At 67.9% G+C, this 23,586-nt stretch carries 24 protein-coding genes; 10 read left to right on the top strand and 14 right to left on the bottom strand.

The features are described 5' to 3' along the window. Positions 1-116 precede the first annotated feature (116 nt). Positions 117-779 (bottom strand): hypothetical protein, encoded by a 663-nt coding sequence (locus FFI87_RS13515; RefSeq protein WP_138847247.1) that lies wholly within the window; start codon positions 777-779, stop codon positions 117-119. Beyond that, positions 776-2,182 (bottom strand): selenium-binding protein SBP56-related protein, encoded by a 1,407-nt coding sequence (locus tag FFI87_RS13510; RefSeq protein ID WP_012364564.1) that lies wholly within the window; start codon positions 2,180-2,182, stop codon positions 776-778. The genes FFI87_RS13515 and FFI87_RS13510 overlap by 4 nt, the downstream gene beginning before the upstream one ends. Positions 2,183-2,752: 570 nt before the next feature. Here FFI87_RS13510 and msrA point away from each other — a divergent pair. Continuing rightward, positions 2,753-3,313, top strand: a complete 561-nt coding sequence (msrA, locus tag FFI87_RS13505; RefSeq protein ID WP_011657764.1) for a peptide-methionine (S)-S-oxide reductase MsrA — start codon at positions 2,753-2,755, stop codon at positions 3,311-3,313. A gap of 169 nt (positions 3,314-3,482) precedes the next feature. Here msrA and FFI87_RS13500 read toward each other — a convergent pair whose 3' ends face one another. The 4 genes from FFI87_RS13500 to pdxH all read right to left on the bottom strand — a co-directional run bounded on the left by FFI87_RS13500 (position 3,483) and on the right by pdxH (position 7,377). Next, the gene (locus FFI87_RS13500) at positions 3,483-3,758 is read right to left on the bottom strand and encodes a hypothetical protein (RefSeq protein WP_138847248.1); all 276 of its coding nucleotides are present in this window, start codon (positions 3,756-3,758) and stop codon (positions 3,483-3,485) included. A 280-nt stretch (positions 3,759-4,038) separates the two neighbouring features. Beyond that, positions 4,039-5,361, bottom strand: a complete 1,323-nt coding sequence (locus FFI87_RS13495; protein WP_138847249.1) for a DUF72 domain-containing protein — start codon at positions 5,359-5,361, stop codon at positions 4,039-4,041. 23 nt (positions 5,362-5,384) lie between these two features. Further along, positions 5,385-6,605, bottom strand: a complete 1,221-nt coding sequence (locus FFI87_RS13490) for an SAM-dependent methyltransferase (protein WP_012364561.1) — start codon at positions 6,603-6,605, stop codon at positions 5,385-5,387. 127 nt (positions 6,606-6,732) lie between these two features. Further along, entirely contained in the window at positions 6,733-7,377 is a 645-nt protein-coding gene (pdxH, locus tag FFI87_RS13485; protein ID WP_012364560.1) for a pyridoxamine 5'-phosphate oxidase, read from the bottom strand. A gap of 127 nt (positions 7,378-7,504) precedes the next feature. Here pdxH and tcdA point away from each other — a divergent pair, with 127 nt between their 5' ends. Further along, entirely contained in the window at positions 7,505-8,362 is an 858-nt protein-coding gene (gene tcdA, locus FFI87_RS13480; RefSeq protein WP_138847250.1) for a tRNA cyclic N6-threonylcarbamoyladenosine(37) synthase TcdA, read from the top strand. Positions 8,363-8,470: 108 nt separating this feature from the next. On the opposite strand, the gene trxA is transcribed toward tcdA, so the two are convergent. Together trxA and FFI87_RS13470 are read right to left on the bottom strand one after the other, a co-directional pair. After that, positions 8,471-9,319 (bottom strand): thioredoxin, encoded by an 849-nt coding sequence (trxA, locus tag FFI87_RS13475; protein ID WP_138847251.1) that lies wholly within the window; start codon positions 9,317-9,319, stop codon positions 8,471-8,473. A gap of 52 nt (positions 9,320-9,371) precedes the next feature. Beyond that, entirely contained in the window at positions 9,372-10,253 is an 882-nt protein-coding gene (locus FFI87_RS13470; protein ID WP_138847252.1) for a pirin family protein, read from the bottom strand. 243 nt (positions 10,254-10,496) lie between these two features. On the opposite strand from FFI87_RS13470, the gene FFI87_RS13465 reads away from it, so the two are divergent. Continuing rightward, on the top strand, positions 10,497-11,375 hold the full coding sequence (locus tag FFI87_RS13465; protein WP_186381726.1) for an EamA family transporter: 879 nt from the start codon (positions 10,497-10,499) through the stop codon (positions 11,373-11,375). Positions 11,376-11,427: 52 nt separating this feature from the next. Here FFI87_RS13465 and FFI87_RS13460 read toward each other — a convergent pair whose 3' ends face one another. After that, positions 11,428-12,957 carry an N-acetylmuramoyl-L-alanine amidase gene (locus FFI87_RS13460; RefSeq protein WP_105786251.1) on the bottom strand — a complete coding sequence of 510 codons (1,530 nt, stop codon included), beginning with the start codon at positions 12,955-12,957 and terminating at the stop codon, positions 11,428-11,430. Further along, on the bottom strand, positions 12,939-13,490 hold the full coding sequence (gene tsaE / locus FFI87_RS13455) for a tRNA (adenosine(37)-N6)-threonylcarbamoyltransferase complex ATPase subunit type 1 TsaE (protein ID WP_041491256.1): 552 nt from the start codon (positions 13,488-13,490) through the stop codon (positions 12,939-12,941). Before tsaE ends, FFI87_RS13460 begins: the two co-directional genes overlap by 19 nt. A gap of 17 nt (positions 13,491-13,507) precedes the next feature. On the opposite strand from tsaE, the gene queG reads away from it, so the two are divergent. From queG to xerD, 3 genes are all read left to right on the top strand, one after another. Continuing rightward, complete coding sequence (queG, locus tag FFI87_RS13450) at positions 13,508-14,743, top strand: tRNA epoxyqueuosine(34) reductase QueG (RefSeq protein WP_012364554.1); 1,236 nt, start codon at positions 13,508-13,510, stop codon at positions 14,741-14,743. 63 nt (positions 14,744-14,806) lie between these two features. Next, the gene (locus FFI87_RS13445) at positions 14,807-15,277 is read left to right on the top strand and encodes a methylated-DNA--[protein]-cysteine S-methyltransferase (protein ID WP_012364553.1); all 471 of its coding nucleotides are present in this window, start codon (positions 14,807-14,809) and stop codon (positions 15,275-15,277) included. Beyond that, positions 15,274-16,242: a site-specific tyrosine recombinase XerD gene (gene xerD, locus FFI87_RS13440; protein WP_138847254.1), complete on the top strand. Its 969-nt coding sequence runs from the start codon at positions 15,274-15,276 to the stop codon at positions 16,240-16,242. The genes FFI87_RS13445 and xerD overlap by 4 nt, the downstream gene beginning before the upstream one ends. Before the next feature lie 73 nt (positions 16,243-16,315). On the opposite strand, the gene FFI87_RS13435 is transcribed toward xerD, so the two are convergent. Further along, complete coding sequence (locus FFI87_RS13435; RefSeq protein WP_138847255.1) at positions 16,316-17,878, bottom strand: class I adenylate-forming enzyme family protein; 1,563 nt, start codon at positions 17,876-17,878, stop codon at positions 16,316-16,318. Positions 17,879-18,168: 290 nt separating this feature from the next. Between FFI87_RS13435 and ybaK the strand changes: the two genes are divergently transcribed. Both ybaK and plsY read left to right on the top strand, forming a co-directional pair. Beyond that, a complete protein-coding gene (gene ybaK, locus FFI87_RS13430; RefSeq protein WP_138847256.1) occupies positions 18,169-18,660 on the top strand; it encodes a Cys-tRNA(Pro) deacylase in 492 nt (163 codons plus the stop codon). A 182-nt stretch (positions 18,661-18,842) separates the two neighbouring features. Further along, complete coding sequence (plsY, locus tag FFI87_RS13425; RefSeq protein ID WP_138847257.1) at positions 18,843-19,481, top strand: glycerol-3-phosphate 1-O-acyltransferase PlsY; 639 nt, start codon at positions 18,843-18,845, stop codon at positions 19,479-19,481. Between the two features lie 76 nt (positions 19,482-19,557). On the opposite strand, the gene FFI87_RS13420 is transcribed toward plsY, so the two are convergent. Beyond that, complete coding sequence (locus FFI87_RS13420) at positions 19,558-20,043, bottom strand: YajQ family cyclic di-GMP-binding protein (RefSeq protein WP_012364548.1); 486 nt, start codon at positions 20,041-20,043, stop codon at positions 19,558-19,560. Positions 20,044-20,178: 135 nt separating this feature from the next. Between FFI87_RS13420 and murB the strand changes: the two genes are divergently transcribed. After that, positions 20,179-21,228: a UDP-N-acetylmuramate dehydrogenase gene (gene murB / locus FFI87_RS13415; protein WP_138847258.1), complete on the top strand. Its 1,050-nt coding sequence runs from the start codon at positions 20,179-20,181 to the stop codon at positions 21,226-21,228. Between the two features lie 120 nt (positions 21,229-21,348). Here murB and argF read toward each other — a convergent pair whose 3' ends face one another. After that, entirely contained in the window at positions 21,349-22,278 is a 930-nt protein-coding gene (gene argF, locus FFI87_RS13410) for an ornithine carbamoyltransferase (RefSeq protein ID WP_006750942.1), read from the bottom strand. A gap of 411 nt (positions 22,279-22,689) precedes the next feature. Between argF and FFI87_RS13400 the strand changes: the two genes are divergently transcribed. Continuing rightward, on the top strand, positions 22,690-23,010 hold the full coding sequence (locus FFI87_RS13400; RefSeq protein WP_006762342.1) for a DUF3579 domain-containing protein: 321 nt from the start codon (positions 22,690-22,692) through the stop codon (positions 23,008-23,010). Positions 23,011-23,153: 143 nt separating this feature from the next. Here FFI87_RS13400 and rpsT read toward each other — a convergent pair whose 3' ends face one another. Next, a complete protein-coding gene (gene rpsT / locus FFI87_RS13395) occupies positions 23,154-23,426 on the bottom strand; it encodes a 30S ribosomal protein S20 (RefSeq protein ID WP_006482211.1) in 273 nt (90 codons plus the stop codon). Between the last annotated feature and the right edge of the window lie 160 nt (positions 23,427-23,586).

Here is a 23,586-nt window from a genome sequence, read left to right as displayed (position 1 = left end):
ATTGCGGCGTGAACGTGAGGTAGCGAACACTGTCGCACGGTGCCGCGATCGACGCGGAACGGCCGTTCTGTCGCGTTTTACCGCGCGTGATCCGCGACCGCGCCGTGCGCCGGGTGCTAGCGCGCCGCCAGCCCGAGCGACAGCGCGCCCGTCAGGATCAGGCTCGACGCCCACACCGCGTCGAGGTTGAACCAGCTCCGCGCGACGAACTTCAGCCCGAGATAGCGGTACACGAGCCACGCGAGCACGCCGCCCGCGCCGATCATCGCAGCCGCGTGCACGGCCGCGACGACGAGGGCCATCCCGAGATGCGCATCGATGAGCGTGGCCGCCGCGCGATGGCCGGCGTCCCGGTCGAGCCCGCAGAGCCCGAGATAGATCGGCACCAGCATCAGTCCCGCGCCGTGCGCGAGCGCGATCGCGAACGACCACAGCCCGAGCCGCGCGGGTGCGATCCGCGCAAGCGCGCGCGGATGGCGCCGCCGGATCAGCAGCACCGCGCCGAAGCCGATCACGAGCGCGCTCGCGCCGATCCGGATCGCCGACTGCCACGCGAGCAACGCGGCGAGCAGCCCGAACGGCAGCATCACCATGAAGACGGCGAGCGCATGGCCGAGTGCGAGATAGCCGAGCGCCGCGAGCAGCGCGCCGCCGTGGCGCGTCATCAGAGCATTCGACACCGCGAGCGGCCAGCCCATCGCCGGATTGAGTCCGTGATAGACACCGCTCGCGAGCACGGCCGCCCACAGCGCGAGCGGCGCTGAGAGGCTGGCGCTCAACGCTTGACCGACGGATAGCAGAACGAGTCTGTCGAGCAGTCGCCGCCCTCGAGCCGGATCTGGTGCGCGCGATAGCCGTCGGGGAACTCGACCCAGTAGTCGTCGGCGAGCGTCAGCCCGCCCTCCGGCCCCACATGCGCGAGCACCTGCGCGGCCGGCACGCCGTCCGGATAGAACTGGTCGTCCCACGTCGAATAGAGTGAGTTGGTCCAGTACACGCGCCGGCCGTCACGGCTGATCTCGACCATCTGCGGACCGCCCGCGAACGCGCGGCCGTTCGTGTGCGGCGCGCGGCGCACGATGCCGCCGATGCGCACCGACCCCGCGAGCACCGGGTGATGCGGATCCGACACGTCGTACTGGCGCATCTCGCCCGTGCCCCAGCACGACACGTACAGGAAGCGGTCGTCGAGCGACAGGTCGATGTCGGTCACGAGCGGCGGCACCGCGCCGAACCCTTGCAGCAGCGGCGGCAGCTCGTCGGCCGCGGCCGGCTCGGGCGGGATCGTCGCCGTCTTCTTCACATGGAACTGGCCATCCTCGCGCCACCAGGTCCAGATCGACCCTTCCAGGTTGGTCGTATCGACCACGACGCCGACGAACCCGTATTCGCGCACCGGATCGTGCGCGGGCCGCACTTCGAGTGCCATCTGGTGCTGCGCGCCGAGATCGATCGTCTGCACGTTGCGCCGCGCGCGCAGGTCCCAGAAATGCAGCCGGTGGCCGTAGCGGTTCGCGAGCAGGTCTTCCGGAACGATGCCGTTCTCGAACTGCGGCGGCAGCGCCCATTCGCTCGACACCATGTAGTCGCGCGGCAGGTTCCACCAGAAGTCGTAATGCTTGTCCTGCGGGCCGCGGTCGATTTCCCAGCGGCCGAGCACGTCGAAGGTCTCGCAGTCCATGATGAAGATGCCGGGCGCGCCGTCGGTGCCGTCCTTGCCCGCGCCGCCGAGCGTGCTCACGTAGATCCCCTCGGGGCCGCAGTGGACCGTATGCGGTCGCGAATAGCCGGTCTTCGCGAAGATCTCGTCGGGTTCGATGATCTTGTGGATGCGCGCCTGCGTCGGGTGCGGCTTCGTGTCGATCACGTAGATCCGCGACGAGCGCAGGCCGGGAATGATCAGGAAGCGGCGCTCGAGAAACGCGTGGCCGGTCAGCGGCGACAGCGACGACGAACACGCATTCCAGCCGAAGTGGTGAAACTCGTCGCCGGTATTCGGCATCGTCACCGTGTGCACGATCTTGCCGTAGGTCGAGGAGCCGGGCTTCACGTCGATCACGGCGAGCGCGTCGGGTCTGGAAAAATCGGGGCTCAGCAACAATGTATAGGCAAACTCTTCCGCCGGCGCCTGCATCGCGAGTTCCGGCGAAGCGTGAAATGTCGGGTCAGGCCGCATGCTCATCGTAGTGCCTCTCTCGGTTGTATCGGATCACGGGCGCACGGCCGTTCGTTGCGGACGTGCGGGTCGAACGGTTGCGTGATGCGCATGCACCGGCGGCCGCGCACGTGGCAGGACGCGCGGTGCGGTGCATCAGATCGGGACAGCGGGGAAACGCGTTGCACCGGCTCGCCGCGCACGCGGCGCAACGGACGCGACGGACGCATGGCGGCGCAATGGTGCGATGGAAGTGCCGGCGCGCGCGGCACCGGTGGCAGGAGCTGCAATCCGGACGATTTCTGTCGGGGCGTGCATATCGATGTTCCGGCGGATGATGTTGGCATCGGGGCGGGCATGCATCGGACGCTGCGTGCAGCCGGACGGTGTGCCGTCGCGGGCAAGCGTGCCTAAGTGTAGTCGAGAAACGCACCGCCGGTGGTGCGTGATACGCGCGCGTCTCTGCCTGATTTGCGCGCGAGTGAGATACTTGAACGCGTGCCGCTTCGCGCCGGGCAACCGGGCAGCGGCGATACGGACCGGCGGCGCCGGCGCGCGCGTGCGTGCGGTCGCCGCTATCAACGAGGTGATGATTTCATGGTGAACGAGATGCTTGAAACCGCGACCGTGGGTGGTGGGTGCTTCTGGTGCACGGAGGCCGTGTTTCTCGATGTCGACGGCGTGACGGCCGTCCAGTCGGGCTATGCGGGCGGCCATATGCGCAATCCCGGCTATCGCGACGTGTGCGAAGGCGACACCGGTCACGCGGAGGTCGTGAACGTGACGTTCGATCCGGCGCGCATCGGTTATCGCGAGATCCTCGAGATCTTCTTCGCGACGCACGATCCGACCCAACTGAACCGGCAGGGCAACGACGTCGGCACGCAGTACCGTTCGGTCGTGTTCACGCATTCGGACGAGCAGCGCGACATCGCGCTGGACGTGATCCGCGAACTGGAGCGCGAGCAGGTGTTCGGGCAGCCGATCGTCACGCAGGTCGTACCGCTCGACGACAACTACTGGCCGGCCGAGGACTATCACCAGAACTATTACGCGCGCAATCCGGGGCAGGGCTATTGCTCGGTCGTGATCGGGCCGAAGCTCGCGAAATTCCGCCAGAAGTTCTCGCACCGGCTGAAGTCGCTGCGCGGCGCGTGAGCAGTACCTCGGAACCTGTTCATGCCTTGCCCGCGTGAACGCGACAATGATGGTGTCGGGTCATGCGAGCAAGGTCACGGACGATAGGTCGAACGTGAAGATAGTCGAGCCGCATGCGCGGCGCGCTGGCCGTCGTGGTCAGCGTGCCGCCTTGTGGTGAGCCATGAAGTTATTTTTGTTTCGTCAGGACCCTGCCGGCTGCGCTGAGTATGGCGAACGAGACAAGTGCGGAGACGAGAAGCTTGATCGCCAATGCCAGAAGATAGAAATTGTTCATTGCCTCTTCGCCATCGCCGTTGACATGTAGATGGTTGAAAACGAAAGTCTCTACCCATCTGTTCGGGATCAGCACAAAAGAGAGGTAGGAGAAGCATAAAAAAGCGATCGCGAAGGTAATTTTTTTCATCTCACGTCGCACTTGCTGAAGTTGGGGTGCCGTTGACACTCATGGTCTGCGAGCTATAAAGGCCAAACCACTCTGGGTGACGGCTTCTGTATGGCACTTCAGTCGGCCCCGATCGTCAAATCGTTGTGTCGCCGTCGGCATTGAAAGTGGATCGGGAAGCCAGCCGAACGGACAGGCATTTTTGTCTACGCAGGCGGAGCGGTAAATAGAACGGGTCTGAAAAGTAGCGCTGTCCGAATGTCGGCGCAGGCCAACGGCGCGTGAACCTTGGGACACGGCTTCAACGCATCGGCGCCGCAACGACGCGCGCCGCCGAACCCTACGCCGCCTCGCTGCGCCACTGCGCGCACGCGGCGGCGATCTCCCGCGCGAGCGCGACGCACGACAGCGGCGCGGAGCCTTCCGCCTTGTTGTTGATCGTGATGATCACTGGCTGTCCGGCCAGCGCGTAGCGCGCGGCCAGCTCGGCGAGCGCCGAGCGCGTGGCCGGATCCTCGTCGACGAGCTTGTCGAACGGTTCGTACTTCGCCTTGGCCTGTTCGTACTTGAATCCACCATGCAGGCTCCAGCGCACGATAAGCGGGCCCGGCGCGTCGCCGTCGAGCAGCGCGAGCGCGGCCGCCTGGCGCAGCGGGTCGGGCATCCGCGCATGCAGGCCGACACAGTAGCGCACGCCGAGCGCCGCGAGCGCGCGGATGAAGCGCGGCGTGAGCAGGCACGCGTCGCGGATCTCGATCGCGTAGCGCGTGCCGTCGGCATCCGGCGGCAGCGGCGGCAGCGCCGCGAAGAACGCCGACAGCCGGTCGATCAGCGCGGCCGGTTCGACGAGCAGTTGATCGGGCATCGGCGAAAACTGGAACACCAGCACGCCGGCCTTTTTGCCGAGCCCTTCGATGCACGGCTGCACGAATTCGCGAGTGGCGAGCTGCGCGTCGAGAAAGGTCGGGTTCGGGCCCGACGGCTCGCCGCGCCGGCCGCGCACGACCGCGTCGGTGACGGATGCCGGCGCCTTCACGACGAAGCGGAAGTCGTCCGGCACCTGCTGCGCGTAGCGCAGGTAGTCGGCCACCGACAGCGGGCCGTAGAACGACCGGTCGAGGCTTACGCTCTTCAGCAGCGGATGCGCGCCGTACGCTTCGAGTCCCTCGCGCGACAGTTTCGTCTGCGCGAAATCGCCGTCGTAGACGATGCCGTCCCAGCCGGGGAAATACCACGACGACGTACCGAGCCGCACATTCGGCGGCAACGCGGCCGCCACGTCGGCGATTTCCGCGGAAACCGGTGCGGGCGGCACGCCGCGCTGGCGCCTGCCCTTCTTCGGCGGCGTGGCAGGCGGCAACGGCTCGTCCCACAGCAGGCCTGAGGCGGGAGGCGGTTCCGGTTCCTGATCGGAGGAAGGGCGGGGCGACGCACGGCCCGCGCGCGCAGGCGACTTTGCCGGTGGCGCAGCATCGTGCGCGTCCGGTGTCACGCGTTCGCCGGGGGCGGCAGGGTTGTCGTCATTCGAGGGCACAGCCGCCGCGCGTGCGTCGTCGGGAGGCGCGCCGAACAGGTCGAACTGCCCGTCGGCGTGCGACCCGTCCGGTTCGTCGCGCTGCTGTCGTTGCGGCGGCGTGTTGCGCCGCGTCCTGCCGTCACCCATGCGTGCCCAGCGTGAAGTGCCGCCTAGCGCGGCAGCGTGTGTTCGTACATATAGCGCCGCGACCACGGCAGCGTTTTCGCGCTGCGTCCAGCCTTGCGGCACACGATCTGGAAGATCGACACGTCGTCGTGCTCGAATGCATACGCGCAACCGGCGAGGTACACGCGCCAGATGCGGAATTTTTCGTCGTCGACGAGCGCGCGCGCCTGTTCCGCCTTCGCCTCGAAGTTCTCGGTCCAGATCTCGAGCGTGCGCGCATAGTGCCGCCGCAGGCTTTCGACGTCAACCGCCTCGAGCCCGCCGCGCTGCGCCGCTTCGAGCGCGAGGCTGATGTGCGGCAGCTCGCCGTCCGGGAATACGTAGCGGTCGATGAATTCGCCGCCGCCGAGCGCCGTCTCGCCGCTTTCGGCGTCGGTCGACGTGATCCCGTGGTTCATCGCGATGCCTTCGTCGGTCAGCAGGTCATGCACGCGCGAGAAATAGAGCGGCAGGTTCTTGCGGCCGACGTGCTCGAACATCCCGACGCTCGTGATGCGGTCGAACTGCCCGTCGATCTCGCGGTAGTCCTGCAGGCGGATCTCGATCTTGTCCTCGAGCCCGGCGGCCTTCACGCGCGCGGTCGCCAGATCGAACTGGTTCTGCGACAGCGTCACGCCCAGACAGGTCGCGCCGAACTTCTGCGCGGCGCGCAGCACGAGCGCGCCCCAGCCACAGCCGATGTCGAGCAGCCGCTGGCCGGGCTCGAGCTGGATCTTGGTCAGGATATGGTCGATCTTCTTGATCTGCGCGGTGGCGAGATCCTCGTCGCCGTTCTCGAAGTACGCGCACGAGTACACCATGTTCTCGTCGAGCCACAGCTGGTAGAACTCGTTCGAGACGTCGTAGTGATACTGGATCGCCTTCCTGTCGCTGTTCTTCGTATGATTGAAGTAGCGCTTCACGCGCGCGAGCTTGCTCGCGCTGGTGACCGTGCTGCGCGCGAGCGAGTAGCTGATGTTGATGATGTCCGACAGCCTGCCCTCGATGTCGATCTTGCCCTTCACGTACGCCTCGCCGAGATTGTCGAGGCTCGGTTCGAGCAGCAGCGGCAACGCGGACGCGCTGTTGACCTTCAGCGTGACCTGCGGTGCGCTGAAGGTGCCGAAATCGAGTTGATCGCCGTTCCACAGCACGAGGCGCGCCGGTATGTTCGCCTTCGCCCGTACTTCGTCCGCCCACTGTGCCAGCTTCTTTTCCCAGAACATTTGGATTCTCCGTTTGTTCGTTGAATCGAATACAGCCAAGTATCTTGACCGGCGCCCGCTCCTCGCGAGGCGGGCGCCCGGATGCAACACGAGACACGACCGGCAGGCACCGGCGCCGCTGCCTTGCTTACGGCGACAGGCGCGAGATGGTCCAGCCCGGCGCCGCCGCCGCGTCGCGCGTGTAGAGCAGGCGATCGTGCAGCCGCGACGGGCGGCCCTGCCAGAATTCGATCGCGTCGGGCACGACGCGATAGCCGCCCCACTGCGGCGGGCGCGGCGGATTCTCGCCGTAGCGTTCGGCCACGGCCTTCTCGCGCGCTTCGAGCGTCGCACGGCTGTCGATCACGGCGCTCTGCTCGGACGCCCACGCACCGATGCGCGAGCCGAGCGGGCGCGACGCGAAATAGCGGTCGCTTTCGTCGGTGCTGGTTTTCTCGATCCGGCCTTCGATGCGCACCTGGCGCTCGAGCTCGATCCAGTAGAAGAGCAGCGCCGCGTACGGATGGGCGGCGAGATCGCGGCCCTTGCGGCTTTCGTAATTGGTAAAGAAGACAAACCCGCGTTCGTCGACACCCTTGATGAGCACAATTCGGGCCGACGGCCGGCCGTTCTCGCCGACGGTGGCGAGCGTCATCGTGTTCGGCTCGGGAAGCTTGGCGGCGAGCGCCTCCTTGAACCAGCGATCGAACTGGGCGAAAGGGTCGGGGGCGACATCGGCTTCATCGAGCGAAGCACGCGAATAGTTGATGCGAAGATCGGCGAGAGTTGTCATGTTATGCAAACGCTTCAATCCGGGGCCAGTATAGCGAACGCGCGGGAATCGTGCGTGCACAGTGGCGCGTGTAGGCGGCGAGTTCAGGCAAAATAGAGGGCTGTACGCTTACGTTTTCCTTGCTGCCATGTCCGCCCCCGACGCTGCCCCGCCCAGTTCTTCTGATCTTACCCCGAGCCCGACAATCCAGCTTGACGTGGATCGCGAACGCCGTTTCGGCGGCATCGCGCGGTTGTACGGCGCCCCCGCGCTCGCCGCGTTCGAGCGCGCGCACGTCGCCGTGATCGGCATCGGCGGCGTCGGTTCGTGGACGGCCGAGGCGCTCGCGCGCAGCGCGATCGGCACGCTGACGCTGATCGACCTCGACAACGTCGCGGAAAGCAACACGAACCGGCAGATCCACGCGCTCGACGGCAATTACGGCAAGCCGAAGGTCGATGCGATGGCCGAGCGGATCGCGCTGATCGATCCCGCGTGCCGCGTGAACCGGATCGAGGATTTCGCGGAACCCGACAACTTCGACGCGCTGCTCGGCGGCGGCTTCGACTACGTGATCGACGCGATCGACAGCGTGCGGACGAAGGTCGCGCTGATCGCGTGGTGCGTCGCGAAAGGGCAGCCGCTCGTCACGGTCGGCGGCGCGGGCGGGCAGCTCGACCCGACGCGCATCCGGATCGACGATCTCGCGCTGACGATCCAGGATCCGCTGCTGTCGAAGGTGCGCGCGCAGTTGCGCAAGCAGCACGGCTTTCCGCGCGGGCCGAAGGCGCGCTTCAAGGTCAGCGCAGTGTATTCGGACGAGCCGCTGATCTATCCGGAAGCGGCCGCTTGCGACATCGAGGATGGCGCGGAGCCGTCCGCGGCCGCGCATGTCGCGGGGCTCAACTGCGCGGGATTCGGTTCCAGCGTGTGCGTGACCGCGAGCTTCGGTTTCGCGGCCGCCGCGCATGCGCTGCGCGCGCTCGCGGCGCGGGCCGCGGGCTGATCCGGAAATCGATCCGCGCGTAGAAGCATGCTGCGCTGCCGCGGCGCGGCAGAGCCGCCGCGCGCGATGGCGCGGCAGCCGGGCCATCGCAGCCCGGCCGCCCGTTCGTCAGTTGAGCGCCATGCTCAGCTTGCGCCGCCACGCGGCGACGAGCTCGGGGCTGTCGCCCGCCAGCTCGAACACCGACAGCATCGTGCGGCGGCCGAGGTCGTCGCCATACGCGCGGTCGCGCAACACGATTTCCAGCAACTGCTCGAGCGCGCCTTCGTACGCGCGTCGCGCGATCAGGCTCTGCGCAAGGTCGAAGCGTGCGTCGAGATCGGCGGGATTCGCCGCGATACGCGCTTCGAGCGCGTCGGTCGGCGGCAGGTCGGCCGTCGCGTCGAGCGCATCGAAACGGGTCTTGATCGCCTGGTAGCGCGGATCGGCGCCCTGCACGGTCTGCGGCGACAGGCGCTCGGCCTCGGTGCGCGCGGCATCGACCTGGTTGTTCGCGAGCAGCAGTTCGATCAGGTCGAGCCGTGCATCGTCGAAACCGGGGTTCAGCGCGAGCGCCGCCTCGAGGTGGGTGAGCGCATCGTCGTAGCGTGACTCGGCGATCGCGTATTGCGCGGCGCGGCGTTCTGCTTCCTCGGGCGCCGGCAGCAGCCGGTCAAGGAACGCGCGCAACTGGCCTTCCGGCAGCACGCCGATGAACTGGTCGACCGGGCGCCCGTCGGCGAACGCGATCACGTGCGGGATGCTGCGCGTCTGGAAGTGCGCGGCGAGCTCCTGGTTCTCGTCGACGTTCACCTTCACGAGCTTCCAGCGGCCCTGGTAGTCGGCTTCGAGCTTTTCGAGCAGCGGACCGAGCGTCTTGCAGGGGCCGCACCACGGCGCCCAGAAGTCGACCAGCACGGGGGCGTCCAGCGACGCCTCGATGACGTCTTTCTCGAAAGTGGCAAGCGTGGTGTCCATGTCGTTCTCTTCCAGTCGAATGTCGTGAGGATGGGGGCGGCGCGCGCCTTTTTCAACGCGGCTTCGCTGCGGGCAGCGGAATCCACTCGGTTTCGCCGGGCACCTCGCCCATTTCCTGGTTCGTCCACGCTGCTTTCGCGCGCTCGATCGCGTCGCGGCTGCTCGCGACGAAATTCCATTCGATGAAGCGTTCGCCGTCGATCTTGTCGCCGCCCAGCAACATCGCGCGCGCGCCGTTGCCGCTTCCGAGCGTGACGGTCGCGCCCGGCGTGAGCACGGCCATCTGCTCGGCGGGCACTGGCGTGCCGTCGATCGTCAGGTCGCCGTCGACCACGTAGACCGCACGTTCCTCGTGCGACGCGTCGAGCTCGAGGCGGCTGCCGGCCGCGAATTCGGCGGCGACGTACAGCGTGCGCGAGAACGTCGTGACGGGCGAGCGCAGGCCGAACGCGTCGCCGGCGATCACCGTCAGCGTCACGCCGTTTTCGTGGCGCGTGGGCAGCGTGTGGGCCGCATGGTGCTCGAACGACGGCTCGGTGGTTTCGTGGGCGGCGGGCAGCGCGACCCAGGTCTGGATCCCGTGCACCGTATGGCCGCTCGCGCGCTGCGCGTCGGGCGTGCGCTCCGAATGGACGATGCCGCGGCCGGCCGTCATCCAGTTCACGTCGCCCGGCACGATCTCCTGCCGCGAGCCGAGGCTGTCGCGGTGCAGGATCGCACCGTCGAACAGGTAGGTGACGGTGGCGAGCCCGATATGCGGGTGCGGGCGCACGTCGAGCCCGGTGCCGGCCGGCAGCGCCGCGGGCCCCATGTGATCGAAGAAGATGAACGGGCCGACGAGGCGTGCGGCGAGCGCGGGCAGCGTGCGGCGCACCTGCAGGTTGCCGATGTCGCGAATGTGCGGCTTCAGCAAGGCTTTGATCGGTTCGGTCATGACAGGCCTCGTGGCGAACGGCGGGGATGCCGGTCATTGTACTGGCCGCGCGCGTAATGGGCGTGGCGCTGCGCCAGCCTGCGGTGCGGGCGGCAGCGGGCACGCGTGATGCGGCTTGCCAGTCGATGCGCGGCCACGCCCATGGCCGATTCCCTGCACGCCGCGCGGGTATCGGGCCGGGCGGCGAAACCCGGTAGACTGAGCCGCCTCGGAACCACCATTCAAAACGAGGAGACGCCGATGATGGCCCCGAAGGACTTGCTGCTCGCGCTAATCGTGATCCTGGCGTGGGGCGTGAACTTCGTCGTGATCAAGGTCGGGCTGCACGGCATGCCGCCGATGCTGCTCGGCGCGCTGCGCTTCACGCTCGCGGCCGTGCCCGCGGTGTTCTTCGTCCGCCGGCCGCAGATTCCGTGGCGCATGCTGATCCTGTACGGCGCGACGATCCAGCTCGGCCAGTTCGTGTTCCTGTTCACAAGCATGTACGTCGGCATGCCGGCCGGTCTCGCGTCGCTCGTGCTGCAGTCGCAGGCGTTCTTCACGCTCGTGTTCGCGATGCTGTTCCTCCGCGAGCGGCTGCGCATGGAGAACCTGATCGGGCTCGCGATCGCCGCGGCCGGGCTCGCCGTGATCGCCGCGCAGGGCGGCCGCGCGATGACGCTCGCCGGCTTCCTGCTGACCATCTGCTCGGCCGCGATGTGGGCGATCGGCAATATCGTCACGAAGAAGGTCGGCCGGGCGAACCTCGTGTCGCTGGTCGTATGGGCGAGCCTCGTGCCGCCCGTGCCGTTCTTCCTGCTGTCGCTGTGGTTCGAGGGGCCGCAGCGGATCGGCGCCGCGCTCGCCGGCCTGGACGGCGCGTCGATCTTCGCGGTCGTCTATCTCGCGTTCGTCGCGACGCTGCTCGGCTACGGCCTGTGGAGCCGCCTGATGTCGCGCTATCCGGCCGCGCAGGTCGCGCAGTTCTCGCTGTTGGTGCCGATCGTCGGGCTCGCGTCGTCGGCGCTGCTGCTCGACGAACACCTGACGCGCGCGCAGCTGGCAGGTGCCGCGCTCGTGATGGGCGGGCTCGCGGTGAACGTATTCGGCGGGAAGCTGATGCGCCGCTTTGCGGCGTCGTGACGCGCCGGCACGCAGCGCGTGCCGGCGGCGATGAAGAGGAAGCGGCCGTGCGTCAGGCCATCCGGTTCTTCGCGAGCGGCGGGTTCGCGGCGAAGTAACGCTTGATGCCGCGGAAGATCGCGTCGGCCATCTGGTCGCGATAGCTGTCGTCGTTCAGCCGGCTCTCTTCTTCCGGGTTGCTGATGAACGCGGTCTCGACGAGGATCGACGGAATGTCGGGCGCCTTCAGCACCGCGAATCCGGCCTGCTCGACCGAGCCCTTGTGCAGCTTGTTGATGCCGCCGACTTCCTTCAGCACGTAGCCGCCGTAGCGCAGCGAATCGCGGATCTGCGCGGTCGTCGACATGTCGAACAGCGCGCGGCTCACGGCCGCGTCCTGCGTCTTGATGTTGATGCCGCCGATCAGGTCCGACGAGTTTTCCTTGTTCGCCATCCAGCGTGCCGCGGCGCTCGTCGCGCCGTGGTCGGACAGCGCGAACACCGACGAGCCGCGCGCGGAGGGCGTCGTGAACGCATCCGCGTGGATCGACACGAACAGGTCGGCGCCGACGCGGCGCGCCTTCTGCACGCGCACGTTCAGCGGCACGAAGAAGTCGGCGTCGCGCGTCATCATCGCGCGCATGTTCGGCGCGCCGTCGATCTTCGCGCGCAGCTTCTTCGCGATGTCGAGCGCGATGTGCTTCTCGTACGTGCCGCCGCCGCCGATCGCGCCCGGATCCTCGCCGCCGTGGCCCGGATCGATCGCGACCGTCAGCAGGCGCATGGTGCCGCCCTTGCCGGATTTGGGTGCGGTGAACTTGTAGGTGTCGCCGTCGTCGTCGCTGTCGTCGCGGCGCGCGATGACGGGCGGCGGCTTGACGGCCGGTTTCGCGGGCGTGGAGGGCGTCGCGGCGGCCGGCGGCGTGCGCGGCGTGGCCGGCGTGTTCTGCGCGAAGCGCTGGAAGAACGCGTCGGTGCTGTCGCCCGCGGCGGGCGCCGACGGCGCGGCCGGGCCCGCGAGCGAGGTCGGCGGCTGCATCTGCTGCGCGCGCGCGGTGTCGTTGAGCGCCTGTTCCTTGCGTTCCGTCTGCGCGATCAGGTCGGACAGCGGATCGGGCGCGACGGCCGGATACAGGTCGAACACGAGCCGGTACTTGTAGGTGCCCACCGGCGGCAGCGTGAACACCTGCGGCTTCACCGAGCCTTTCAGGTCGAACACCATCCGCACGACGTGCGGCTGGTACTGACCGACGCGCACCGACTGGATCTGCGGATCGTTCGGCGCGATCTTCGACACGAGGTCGCGCAGGGCCTGATCGAGATCGAGCCCGCTCAGGTCGACGACGAGCCGGTCGGGGCCCTGCAACAGCTGTTGGCTATTCTGCAGCGGCTGGTCGGATTCGATCGTGACGCGCGTGTAATCGCGTGCGGGCCACACGCGCACGCCGAGCACCGACGACGCGTGCGCGAGCCGCGGCGCGGCGAGCCCGAGCACCAGCGTCGACGCGCCCGCGCGCAGGATCTGGCGGCGCCGCCAGTTGTGCGTCGCGGTGGCCGCCGATTCGATCGAGCGGAACGGTTTGATCAACATCTTTCGAGACATGCCTTTCCTGAAGCGCTGAACGCCCGGACGGTGAGGGCGCGACCGTCGCCGTCCACGTCGAGCGAGAAAACCAGATCGGGCACGCCGAGCAGGGTGCCCGCCTGTTGCGGCCATTCGACGAGGCAGATCGCGCTGGAATTGAAATATTCGCGAAAGCCCGCGTCGGACCATTCGGCCGGATCGTTGAATCGATACAGATCGAAGTGATAGACCTCAAGTTCCCCATCGTCGCGTGCGAATGCATACGGTTCGACGAGCGTGTAGGTCGGGCTGCGCACGCGTCCCGGGTGGCCGAGGCCGCGCAGGATCGCGCGCACGAGGGTCGTCTTGCCCGCGCCGAGGTCGCCGATCAGCTGGATCTGCAGCCCGTCGAACGCGTGCGCGCGGGCGAGTTCGCCGCGCGCCGCGTCGAGCGCGTGCGCGAAGCGGGTGCCGAAAGCCTCGGTCGCCGCTTCGTCGGCGAGTGCGATCACGCGCTCCGCGAGCGGGGCGGGCAGCGTGTCTGCATGAGGCGTATGGGACGTGGCTGGCATTCTCGTAAAATAGTGCGATGAACCGATTACCGGAACTCGCCGCATCCGACAGGCCTTCGACTCGTACCGAAGGCGCGGCGCCGTGCGCGCTCGATGATGCGACGTTGACTGCGCTCGCCACTCGCATCAAGGCGTGGGGGCGCGAATTGGGTTTCGGGGCGATAGGCATCAGCGATACCGATCTCTCGGATGCCGAAGCAGGCCTCGCCGCCTGGCTGGAAGCCGGGTACCACGGCGAAATGGATTATATGGCGAAACACGGGACGAAACGCGCGCGGCCGGCCGAACTTGTGGCCGGTACGCGACGCGTGATCTCCGCGCGGCTCGCCTATCTGCCGGCCCAGACGCTCGCGGCCGACGCACCCGATGCCTCCCCCGGCGCACTCGTGCCGCACGACTGGCGCGCCCGCGAGCACGCGCGCCTGGACGATCCGCAGGCGGCCGTCGTGTCGATCTACGCACGCGGCCGCGACTATCACAAGGTGCTGCGCAACCGTCTGCAGACGCTCGCGGAGCGCATCGAGCGCGAGATCGGCGCGTTCGGCTACCGCGTGTTCACCGATTCGGCGCCGGTGCTCGAAGTCGAGCTCGCGCAGAAGGCCGGCGTCGGCTGGCGCGGCAAGCACACGCTGTTGCTGCAGCGCGACGCGGGTTCGCTGTTCTTCCTCGGCGAAATCTACGTCGACATTCCGCTGCCGACCGACGCGCAAACGGCGCCCGACGTCGCGCCCGAGACGCCCGGCGCGCACTGCGGCAGCTGCACGCGCTGCATCGATGCATGCCCGACCGGTGCGATCGTCGAGCCGTATCGCGTCGACGCGCGCCGCTGCATCTCGTACCTGACGATCGAACTGAAAGGCAGCATTCCGGAGCCGCTGAGGCCGATGATCGGCAACCGCGTGTACGGCTGCGACGACTGCCAGCTCGTGTGCCCGTGGAACAAGTTCGCGCAGGCCGCGCCCGTCGCCGATTTCGACGTGCGGCACGGGCTCGACCGCGCGACGCTCGTCGAGCTGTTCGGCTGGGATGCCGACACGTTCGATACGCGGATGCAGGGCAGCGCGATCCGGCGCATCGGCCATGAAAGCTGGCTGCGCAATCTCGCGGTCGGGCTCGGCAATGCGTTGCGCGCGCCGGCCGATCGGCTCGCGCCCGAAGCGCGCGACGCGATCGTCGCCGCGTTGCGCGCGCGGGCCGACGATCCGTCGCCGATCGTGCGCGAGCATGTCGAATGGGCGCTGCGTGCCGCATGAACGCGGCGTACAGTATCGACGGCGCGCGGCGGCGGCGCGCGTTTCACCGGTGAGGAGAAGCTCATGTTCAACGCAGTCATCGACGCACCGTTCGGCAAGGTCGGCATCCGCACCGACGCCGCGGTGGTGCGCGAGATCGTCTATCTGCCCGAGTCGGTCAAGCCGGTCGAGCCGGACTCGCCGCTCGCGCGGCGCGCGGTCGAGCAGATCGAACGTTATTTCGAGCGCGCATCGGCGCGCTTCGACCTGCCGCTCGCCGACGTCGGCAGCCCATTCCAGCATCGCGTGTGGGACGTGATCAGCGACATCGCGCCGGGCACGGTGCTGACCTATGGCCAGGTCGCGAAGCGGATCGGCAGCGCGCCGCGCGCGGTCGGCCAGGCGTGCGGCGCGAACTATTTCCCGCTCGTGATTCCTTGCCATCGCGTCGTCGCGGCGGGCGGCCTCGGCGGCTTCGCGAACCACGACGACAATGGCTATTACCAGAAAGTAAAGCGCTGGCTGCTGGCGCACGAGGGCGTGCCGTACCGATGAGTGAACCGTTGCTTTCCCCCGACTCCGCGTCCGACACCGATACCGCTGGCGACGCGGCCGCCGCATCGCCGGCGCTGCTCGCGAGCCGCGCGTCGATCGACGTGTTCTGCGATGCGCTGTGGCTCGAACACGGGCTCGCGCGCAATACGCTCGATGCGTACCGGCGCGATCTGGTGCTGTTTTCGCAATGGCTGGCCGCGACGCACGACGCGCCGCTCGACTCGGCCGACGAAGCGATGTTGATCGGCTACATCGCCGCGCGCAGCGACGGCAAGGCGACATCGTCGAACCGGCGCTTGTCGGTGTTCCGGCGCTATTACGGCTGGGCCGTGCGCGAGCATCGCGCGAATGCGGACCCGACGCTGCGGATCACGTCGGCGAAGCAGGCCGCGCGGTTTCCGTCGACGCTGTCCGAGGCGCAGGTCGAGGCGCTGCTCGGTGCACCCGACGTCGGCACGCCGCTCGGCCTGCGCGATCGCACGATGCTCGAGCTGATGTATGCAAGCGGGCTGCGCGTGAGCGAGCTCGTCACGCTGAAGACCGTCGAGGTCGGGCTCAACGAGGGCGTCGTGCGCGTGATGGGCAAGGGCTCGAAGGAACGGCTCGTGCCGTTCGGCGAAGTCGCGCACGGCTGGATCGAGCGCTACCTGCGCGACGCGCGGCCGGCGCTGCTCGGCGCACGCGCGGCCGACGCGCTGTTCGTGACCGCGCGCGGCGACGGGATGACGCGCCAGCAGTTCTGGAACATCATCAAGCGCCACGCGCAGCAGGCCGACGTGCGCGCGCATCTATCGCCGCATACGCTGCGGCACGCGTTCGCGACGCACCTGCTGAACCACGGCGCCGACCTGCGCGTCGTGCAGCTGCTGCTCGGTCACAGCGATATCTCGACCACGCAGATCTACACGCACGTCGCGCGCGAGCGGCTCAAGACGCTGCACGCGACGCACCATCCGCGCGGCTAGCGCGGCTAGCGCGGCTAGCGCGGCACGCGCGCCGGCCCATGCGCGGCATGCGGCCGGCGCCGCGCGTCACACGTCACGCGAGTTCGCGCAGCTTGTGCTTCAGCACCTTGCCCGTCGATGCGGCCGGCAGCGCATCGAGCACGCGAATCCGCGCGGGGCGCTTGTAAGGCGCGAGCCGTTGCGCGCACCACGCCTGCAGCGCGGCCTCGGTCGCGCTCGCGCCGGGCACCAGCTCGACGAACGCGAGCACTTCCTCGTTGCCCTCGACCGCGCGGCCCACGACGGCCGCCTGCACGACGTCCGGGTGCGCGTTCAGCACCTGTTCGACCTCGACCGGATACACGTTGAAGCCCGAGCGGATGATCAGTTCCTTGCTGCGGCCCGCGATCGTCACCGAGCCGTCCGCTTCCCGGCGCGCGAGATCGCCGGTGCCGAGCCAGCCGTCGGGCGACACGGCCGCGCGCGTCGCATCCGCGTCGCGGTAGTAGCCGAGCATCACGTTCGGCCCGCGCACGCGGATTTCGCCCACTTCGCCGTGCGGCACGTCGGTGCCGTCCGGTGCGACGATCCGCATCTCCACGCCCGGGATCGGCACGCCGACCGAGCAGTCGGTACGCGGTGCGTCGAGCGGCGTCTGCGTGATCGTCGGGCTGCTCTCGGTCATCCCGTAGCCGTTGTGCAGCGGCACGCCGTACACGCGCTCGACGCGCGCCTTCAGGTCGGCGTCGAGCGGCGAGCCACCCGAATACGCGAAGCGCAGCCGCGGCGCGCGCCATGCGTGCGCGTGCGTGTGCAGGTGCTCGAGCAGCTTCGCGTGCATCGCGGGCACGCCCTGGAAGATCGTCACGCCTTCGTCGGCGAGCGCGACGCGCACGGCCTCCGGCGAGAAGCGCGGCGCGAGCCGCAGCGTCGCGCCCGCGTACAGGCTGCCGAGGCAGACCGACGCGAGCCCGTACACATGCGACACGGGCAGCACCGTATAGACGACGTCGTCGGGCGACACGCGGCGCAGCGTGCTCGACATCGCGGCGATGAACAGCAGGTTGCGATGCGACAGCATCACGCCTTTCGGCGTGCCCGTCGTGCCGGTCGTGTAGATCAGCGCCGCGCATTGGGCGGCGCCGTCGGCCGCCACCGGTTCGCCGGGCGCGCTCGGGTCGACGCGGTGCGACCACGCGCCGATGTCGACCGGCAGCGCGTCGGCGGGCGTCGCATCGTGGCGTGCCGCGTGTGCGCGCGCGTCGGGCGACGCTTCCGTGGCGAACGCGATCAGCTTCGGGCGCGCGTGCGCGGCGATCGCATCGAGTTCGCTGGCCGACAGCCGCGCATTCGACACGAGCGCCCATGCGTCAACGCGCGCGGCGGCGAACAGCAGCACGATCTGCGCGATGCTGTTTTCCGCGACGATCATCACGCGATCGCCGCCGCGCACGCCCAGGCGCGCGAGCCGCTCGGCGGCAGCCTCGACGGCTTGCGCCAGCTCGCCGTACGACAGGCGGCGCGCGTCCTCGATCAGCGCTGGATGCGCGGGCGCCTGCGCGGCCCAGCGGGCGGGCACGTCGGCGATGCGGCTGGGCAACGCGGCGAGCAGTGCCGCGACGTCGGGCGGCGCGGATGAGCGGGCAGGCGAGGGCATTGCGTCTCCAGAAGAAGGGCCGGGCGATGGCGCGGCGAGTTTTGCGAACGATCGTGCCATGACGGCGGCCGCGCCACAATCGGCCATTCGGGCAATGGCGCTTCGCGAAGTCCGCAATGATGATGGATGGGCGTGCCCGTCCGGGACCGGCCGTCCGGGACCGCTCGTCCGGGACCGGCCGTCCGTGACCAAAGGGCCGCGAGTATACCGCCGGCGCGCGGCAACCCTCCGCGAGCACGCGCGGGGGCGATGGCGCGCGCCCGCTGGTCGTTCGCCATTAAAATGCCGCGATGAGCAAATCCAGACACGTGTCCGAGACACCCGCGACCCAGCTGCTGCGCCGCCACGGCGTCGCATTCGGCGAGCATCCGTACGATTACGTCGAGCACGGCGGCACCGGCGAGTCGGCGCGCCAGCTCGGCGTCGACGAACACAGCGTCGTGAAGACGCTCGTGATGGAGGACGAACATGCAAAGCCGCTGATCGTGCTGATGCACGGCGACCGCACGGTATCGACCAAGAACCTCGCGCGGCAGATCGGCGCGAAGCGCGTCGAGCCATGCAAGCCCGACGTCGCGAACCGCTATTCCGGCTATCTGGTCGGCGGCACGTCGCCGTTCGGCACGCGCAAGCCGATGCCCGTGTACGTCGAATCGACCATCCTCGAATTGCCGACGATCTACCTGAACGGCGGCCGTCGCGGCTATCTCGTCAGCCTCGCGCCGGCGGTGCTCACGACGCTGCTCGGTGCGACGCCCGTGCAGTGCGCGAGCGGCGACTGAGGGTTTCACCTTCGTGGCAGGCCGTGCGCGTTCGGTAGAATGGGCGCCGTTTCGGCCGGTCGGCCCGCACGGCCGGCCGCCATGGCCTGCCGGCGGTTCGCCGCGACGGCGCCTGCCGCAACCGGCCGGCATGCCGCGCCCGGCCGCCCCTTCACCGATACGTTGAAAGAAGAGTTCTCCGCATGCAGATCCTGCTCGCCGCACTTGTTGCCTACCTGATCGGTTCGGTGTCGTTCGCCGTCGTCGTCAGCGCCGCGATGGGCCTGGCCGATCCCCGTTCGTACGGGTCGAAGAATCCTGGCGCGACCAACGTGCTGCGCAGCGGCAACAAGAAGGCCGCGATCCTGACGCTCGTCGGCGACGCATTCAAGGGCTGGCTCGCCGTCTGGCTCGCGCGGCACTTCGGGCTGCCCGACGTCGCCGTGGCGTGGGTCGCGATCGCCGTGTTCCTTGGCCACCTGTACCCGGTGTTCTTCCGCTTCCAGGGCGGCAAGGGCGTCGCGACCGCGGCCGGCGTGCTGCTCGCGGTGCACCCGGTGCTCGGGCTCGCGACCGCGCTGACCTGGCTGATCGTCGCGTTCTTCTTCCGCTATTCGTCGCTCGCCGCGCTGGTGGCGGCCGTGTTCGCGCCGCTGTTCGACGTGTTCCTGTTCGGCACGAGCCACAACCCGGTCGCGTGGGCCGTGCTCGCGATGAGCGTGCTGCTCGTGTGGCGTCACCGCGGCAACATCTCGAAGCTGCTGGCGGGCCAGGAAAGCCGGATCGGCGACAAGAAGAAGGCCGCGGCCAACGGCGGCGCGCAGGACGGCGGGAAGCTCTGAGGAAGGGGTTGCTGCTGTCGCCGCCCGCCGGGGCATCGGGGCCCGGCGGCGCGGAGTGACCGGTCGACGGCGTCGATCAGTCGCGGAAGTTGTTGAAGTCGAGCGGGGTGTCGGTCACGTCCTTGCGCAGCATCGCGATCACGCTCTGCAGGTCGTCGCGCTTCGTGCCGGTCACGCGCACCGCGTCGCCCTGGATGCTCGCCTGCACCTTGATCTTGCTGTCTTTCACGAGCCTGACGATCTTCTTCGCGAGGTCGCCCGTCACGCCTTTCTTCACGGTGACGATCTGCTTGACCTTGTCGCCGCCGATCTTCTCGACCTTGCCGTAGTCGAGGAAGCGCACGTCGACGTTGCGCTTCGCGAGCTTGTTGATCAGCACGTCCTTGACCTGGCCGAGCTTGAAATCGTCGTCGGCGAACAGCGTCAGCTCGCGCTCCTTCTGCTCGACGCGCGCGTCGGAGCCCTTGAAGTCGAAGCGCGTCGAAATTTCCTTGTTCGACTGCTCGATGGCGTTCTTCACTTCGATCATGTTCGCTTCGGAAACGACGTCGAACGATGGCATGGCATTCTCCCTTGAGATGCAGGCGCCCGGCTTGCGCGCGGGCACTCGCTATAATTGCGGACTGTTTGCCATTTTACCGATGCCCCTGCGTTTGCCCAAGGCCGGCCTTATGCCGCCCGGCGGACGCGACCGCGAATGCCGATGCCACCTGACGATTCCGCCCTGTCGCTGCTCCCCGACCATCCGCTTGCCGCGCACAACACGTTTGGCATCGACGCGACCGCGCGCTTTGCCGCCCGCGTCACGCATGCGGCGCAGTTCGCGGCGCTGCATCGCGATCCGCGCGTCGCGCACCTGTCGCAACTCGTGCTCGGCGGCGGCAGCAACGTCGTGTTCACGCGCGATTTCGACGGAGTCGTGCTGCTCGACGAGATCGCCGGGCGTCGCGTCGTGCGCGAGGACGACGATGCGTGGTACGTCGAGGCCGGCGGCGGCGAGACCTGGCACGCGTTCGTCGCGTGGACGCTCGAGCACGGCATGCCGGGCCTCGAGAACCTGGCGCTGATTCCGGGCACCGTCGGCGCCGCGCCGATCCAGAACATCGGCGCGTACGGCCTCGAGATGAAGACGTATTTCGACTCGCTGGTCGCCGTCGAACTCGCGACGGGGCGCAGCGAGCGCTTCGATGCCGCGCGCTGCGCGTTCGGCTATCGCGACAGCTTCTTCAAGCGGGAAGGGCGCGGCCGCTTCGCGATCGTCGCGGTGACGTTCCGGCTGCCCAAGCGCTGGACGCCGCGGCTCGGCTACGCGGATGTCACGCGCGAGCTCGACGCGCGCGGCATCGCGCCCGACGCGGCGACGCCGCGCGACGTGTTCGACGCGGTCGTCGCGATCCGCCGCGCGAAGCTGCCCGATCCGCTCGAGCTCGGCAACGCGGGCAGTTTCTTCAAGAATCCGGTGATCGACGCCGCGCAGTTCGATGGGCTGCGCGCGCGCGTGCCGGACGTCGTGTCGTATCCGCAGCCGGGCGGGCAGGTGAAACTCGCCGCCGGCTGGCTGATCGACCGCTGCGGCTGGAAAGGGCGCACGCTCGGCGCGGCGGCCGTGCACGATCGTCAGGCGCTCGTGCTGGTCAATCGCGGCGGCGCGACGGGCGCCGACGTGCTCGCACTGGCGCGGGCGATCCAGGACGACGTGCGCAAGCAATTCGGCGTCGAGCTGGAACCCGAGCCGGTGTGCGTGTAACGCGGGCGTTCGACCCGCACCCTTCACGCGCTTTCGCCCGCGCAAACGAAAAAGCGCCGATCATCGATCGGCGCTTTTCTTTGCATGCCGCCGGATCTTGGCAGCGCGCGAGTGTGGCGTTCAGTGCTTGAGGCGGCCGAGCAGCAGGAACTCCATCAGCGCCTTCTGCACGTGCAGGCGGTTTTCCGCCTCGTCCCACACGACGCTCTGCGGGCCGTCGATCACGCCGGCCGTCACTTCCTCGCCGCGGTGCGCGGGCAGGCAGTGCATGAAGAGCGCGTCCGCGTTCGCGTGGCCCATCATTTCCTCGTCGACGCACCAGTCGGCAAACGCCTGCTTGCGCGCTTCGTTCTCGGCTTCGAAACCCATGCTCGTCCACACGTCGGTCGTCACGAGATCGGCACCCTTGCACGCTTCGTTCGGATCGTCGAACACTTCGTAGAACGGCGCGCTGTCCGGCGACACGAGCTTCATGTCGAGCGCATAGCCCGGCGGCGTCGACAGGCGCAGCTTGAAGCCGAGGATCTGCGCGGCTTCGATCCACGTGTACAGCATGTTGTTCGCATCGCCGACCCACGCGACCGTCTTGCCGGCGATCGGGCCGCGGTGCTCGTAGTACGTGAAGATGTCGGCGAGCACCTGGCACGGGTGGTAATCGTTGGTCAGGCCGTTGATCACCGGCACGCGGGAGTTCTGCGCGAAGCGCGTGATCACGTCCTGCTCGAACGTGCGGATCATGATGATGTCGACCATTCGCGAGATGACCTGCGCGGAATCCTCGACGGGCTCGCCGCGGCCGAGCTGCGTGTCGCGCGTGCTCATGAACACCGCGTGGCCGCCCAACTGGAAGATGCCGGCTTCGAACGACAGCCGCGTGCGCGTCGAGCTCTTCTCGAAGATCATCGCGAGCGTGCGGTCGTGCAGCGGGTGATAGGTCTCGTAGTTCTTGAACTTGCGCTTCAGGATACCCGTGCGTTCGAGCACGTACTCGTAGTCTTCCAGCGAGAAATCCTTGAACTGCAGGTAGTGACGAATGGTTTTGGCGGTCATGAAACGAAATACGGCGGGTTGGAGCCGGCTGCGGAGCCGGACGCCGCCGCCGTCGGGTGTGGATAACTGCAAAGCAGCATAAAGGATTTTCTGTGCTTTGACGAGCCGCGACATACACCGGGGCGGCATCGTCGCGCACGCTGGAGCACGCCGGAACAGGGGTGGCGAGACGACGCGCGATGGCGCGCTGCGGTATAATCCGAAAGTTTTCTCCAGCCCGGCAGGCAAGGCTTTTCGCGCTCTGCCGGACACAAGCCATGCGCTGCACAAATCCGGTGCGGCGCGCCGGCGGCACGCATCGACGGCCTGTTTTCGGGATATCGAAGCGCGTGTGTCGTCCACTCCAGCTTTGTGTTCGCGTATCCAGGCGCCGTCGCCTGGACATCGCCGGGCCGTCACTTGGGTAACCACATGGCTGAAACCCCTCCGACCGAATTCTTCATCCAGGGCATCACGAAAGACGGGAAAAAGTTTCGCCCGAGCGACTGGTCGGAGCGTCTGGCCGGCGTGATGGCCTGCTTCGGGCCCGGCGCGAGCGGCCCGAACGCGCGCCTGAAATATTCGCTGTACGTGCGCCCGACGATGCTCGGCGACCTGAAATGCGTGATCCTCGATTCCCGGCTGCGCGACATCGAGCCGATGGCGTTCGATTTCGTGCTGAATTTCGCGAAGGACAACAACCTCGTCGTCACCGAGGCGTGCGAGCTGCCGGACTACAACGAGAAGAAGTGAAGTCGACGGGCGAGCGCGCATGCCGCGCTCGCGTCTGATGGTCGTCCGGCGCGATGCGCGGCCGACACGCAAAAAAGCCCGCCTAGGCGGGCTTTTTTGCGATCGCAGGAAACAGGAACGCCCGCCGAAGCGGGCGTACCGGCTTACGCTGCTGCCTGCAGGCCCTTGACGGCCGCGGCGAGGCGGCTCTTGCTGCGAGCGGCCTTGTTCTTGTGAACGATCTTCTTGTCGGCGATCGTGTCGATCGTCTTCACGGCAGCCTTGAACAGCTCGGCAGCCTTTGCCTGGTCGCCGGCTTCAACAGCCTTGCGAACCGACTTGATCGCGGTACGGAATTTCGAGCGCAGCGCCGAGTTGTGCGAATTTGCCTTCGCGGCTTGGCGGGCGCGCTTGCGTGCTTGTGCGGAGTTAGCCATGACGGTTCCTTATCCTGTCCTGTTTCCAGAGCTTGGAGCCTGACGGCCAAGCGCTGCTTTTCGATCCGTCCCCTGAGAACGATTGCCCAGGGGCGCATAAAAAACGGTGAGTTTAACCGAGGCCGAGACATGAAAACGACAGCTGCCGTGCATGTAACAG

The sequence above is a fragment of the Burkholderia sp. KBS0801 genome (assembly GCF_005937855.2).
In the GTDB taxonomy this organism is placed as follows: Bacteria; Pseudomonadota; Gammaproteobacteria; order Burkholderiales; family Burkholderiaceae; genus Burkholderia; species Burkholderia ambifaria.
Note: the sequence above shows the minus strand (reverse complement) of the source record. Positions and strands in the feature narration are given on the sequence as shown.

Bases quoted from the DNA above. Each gene is read 5' to 3' on its own strand.
- FFI87_RS13445 (WP_012364553.1), top strand. From the start codon at position 14,807: ATGTTCAACGCAGTCATCGACGCACCGTTCGGCAAGGTCGGCATCCGC.
- FFI87_RS13400 (WP_006762342.1), top strand. From the start codon at position 22,690: ATGGCTGAAACCCCTCCGACCGAATTCTTCATCCAGGGCATCACGAAA.
- rpsT (WP_006482211.1), bottom strand. From the start codon at position 23,426: ATGGCTAACTCCGCACAAGCACGCAAGCGCGCCCGCCAAGCCGCGAAG.
- FFI87_RS13435 (WP_138847255.1), bottom strand. From the start codon at position 17,878: ATGCCCTCGCCTGCCCGCTCATCCGCGCCGCCCGACGTCGCGGCACTG.
- plsY (WP_138847257.1), top strand. From the start codon at position 18,843: ATGCAGATCCTGCTCGCCGCACTTGTTGCCTACCTGATCGGTTCGGTG.
- pdxH (WP_012364560.1), bottom strand. From the start codon at position 7,377: ATGACAACTCTCGCCGATCTTCGCATCAACTATTCGCGTGCTTCGCTC.
- FFI87_RS13470 (WP_138847252.1), bottom strand. From the start codon at position 10,253: ATGACCGAACCGATCAAAGCCTTGCTGAAGCCGCACATTCGCGACATC.
- ybaK (WP_138847256.1), top strand. From the start codon at position 18,169: ATGAGCAAATCCAGACACGTGTCCGAGACACCCGCGACCCAGCTGCTG.
- FFI87_RS13490 (WP_012364561.1), bottom strand. From the start codon at position 6,605: ATGTTCTGGGAAAAGAAGCTGGCACAGTGGGCGGACGAAGTACGGGCG.
- FFI87_RS13465 (WP_186381726.1), top strand. From the start codon at position 10,497: ATGGCCCCGAAGGACTTGCTGCTCGCGCTAATCGTGATCCTGGCGTGG.
- tcdA (WP_138847250.1), top strand. From the start codon at position 7,505: ATGTCCGCCCCCGACGCTGCCCCGCCCAGTTCTTCTGATCTTACCCCG.
- tsaE (WP_041491256.1), bottom strand. From the start codon at position 13,490: ATGCCAGCCACGTCCCATACGCCTCATGCAGACACGCTGCCCGCCCCG.
- argF (WP_006750942.1), bottom strand. From the start codon at position 22,278: ATGACCGCCAAAACCATTCGTCACTACCTGCAGTTCAAGGATTTCTCG.
- FFI87_RS13420 (WP_012364548.1), bottom strand. From the start codon at position 20,043: ATGCCATCGTTCGACGTCGTTTCCGAAGCGAACATGATCGAAGTGAAG.
- FFI87_RS13495 (WP_138847249.1), bottom strand. From the start codon at position 5,361: ATGGGTGACGGCAGGACGCGGCGCAACACGCCGCCGCAACGACAGCAG.
- trxA (WP_138847251.1), bottom strand. From the start codon at position 9,319: ATGGACACCACGCTTGCCACTTTCGAGAAAGACGTCATCGAGGCGTCG.
- msrA (WP_011657764.1), top strand. From the start codon at position 2,753: ATGGTGAACGAGATGCTTGAAACCGCGACCGTGGGTGGTGGGTGCTTC.
- queG (WP_012364554.1), top strand. From the start codon at position 13,508: ATGAACCGATTACCGGAACTCGCCGCATCCGACAGGCCTTCGACTCGT.
- xerD (WP_138847254.1), top strand. From the start codon at position 15,274: ATGAGTGAACCGTTGCTTTCCCCCGACTCCGCGTCCGACACCGATACC.
- FFI87_RS13510 (WP_012364564.1), bottom strand. From the start codon at position 2,182: ATGAGCATGCGGCCTGACCCGACATTTCACGCTTCGCCGGAACTCGCG.
- murB (WP_138847258.1), top strand. From the start codon at position 20,179: ATGCCGATGCCACCTGACGATTCCGCCCTGTCGCTGCTCCCCGACCAT.
- FFI87_RS13460 (WP_105786251.1), bottom strand. From the start codon at position 12,957: ATGTCTCGAAAGATGTTGATCAAACCGTTCCGCTCGATCGAATCGGCG.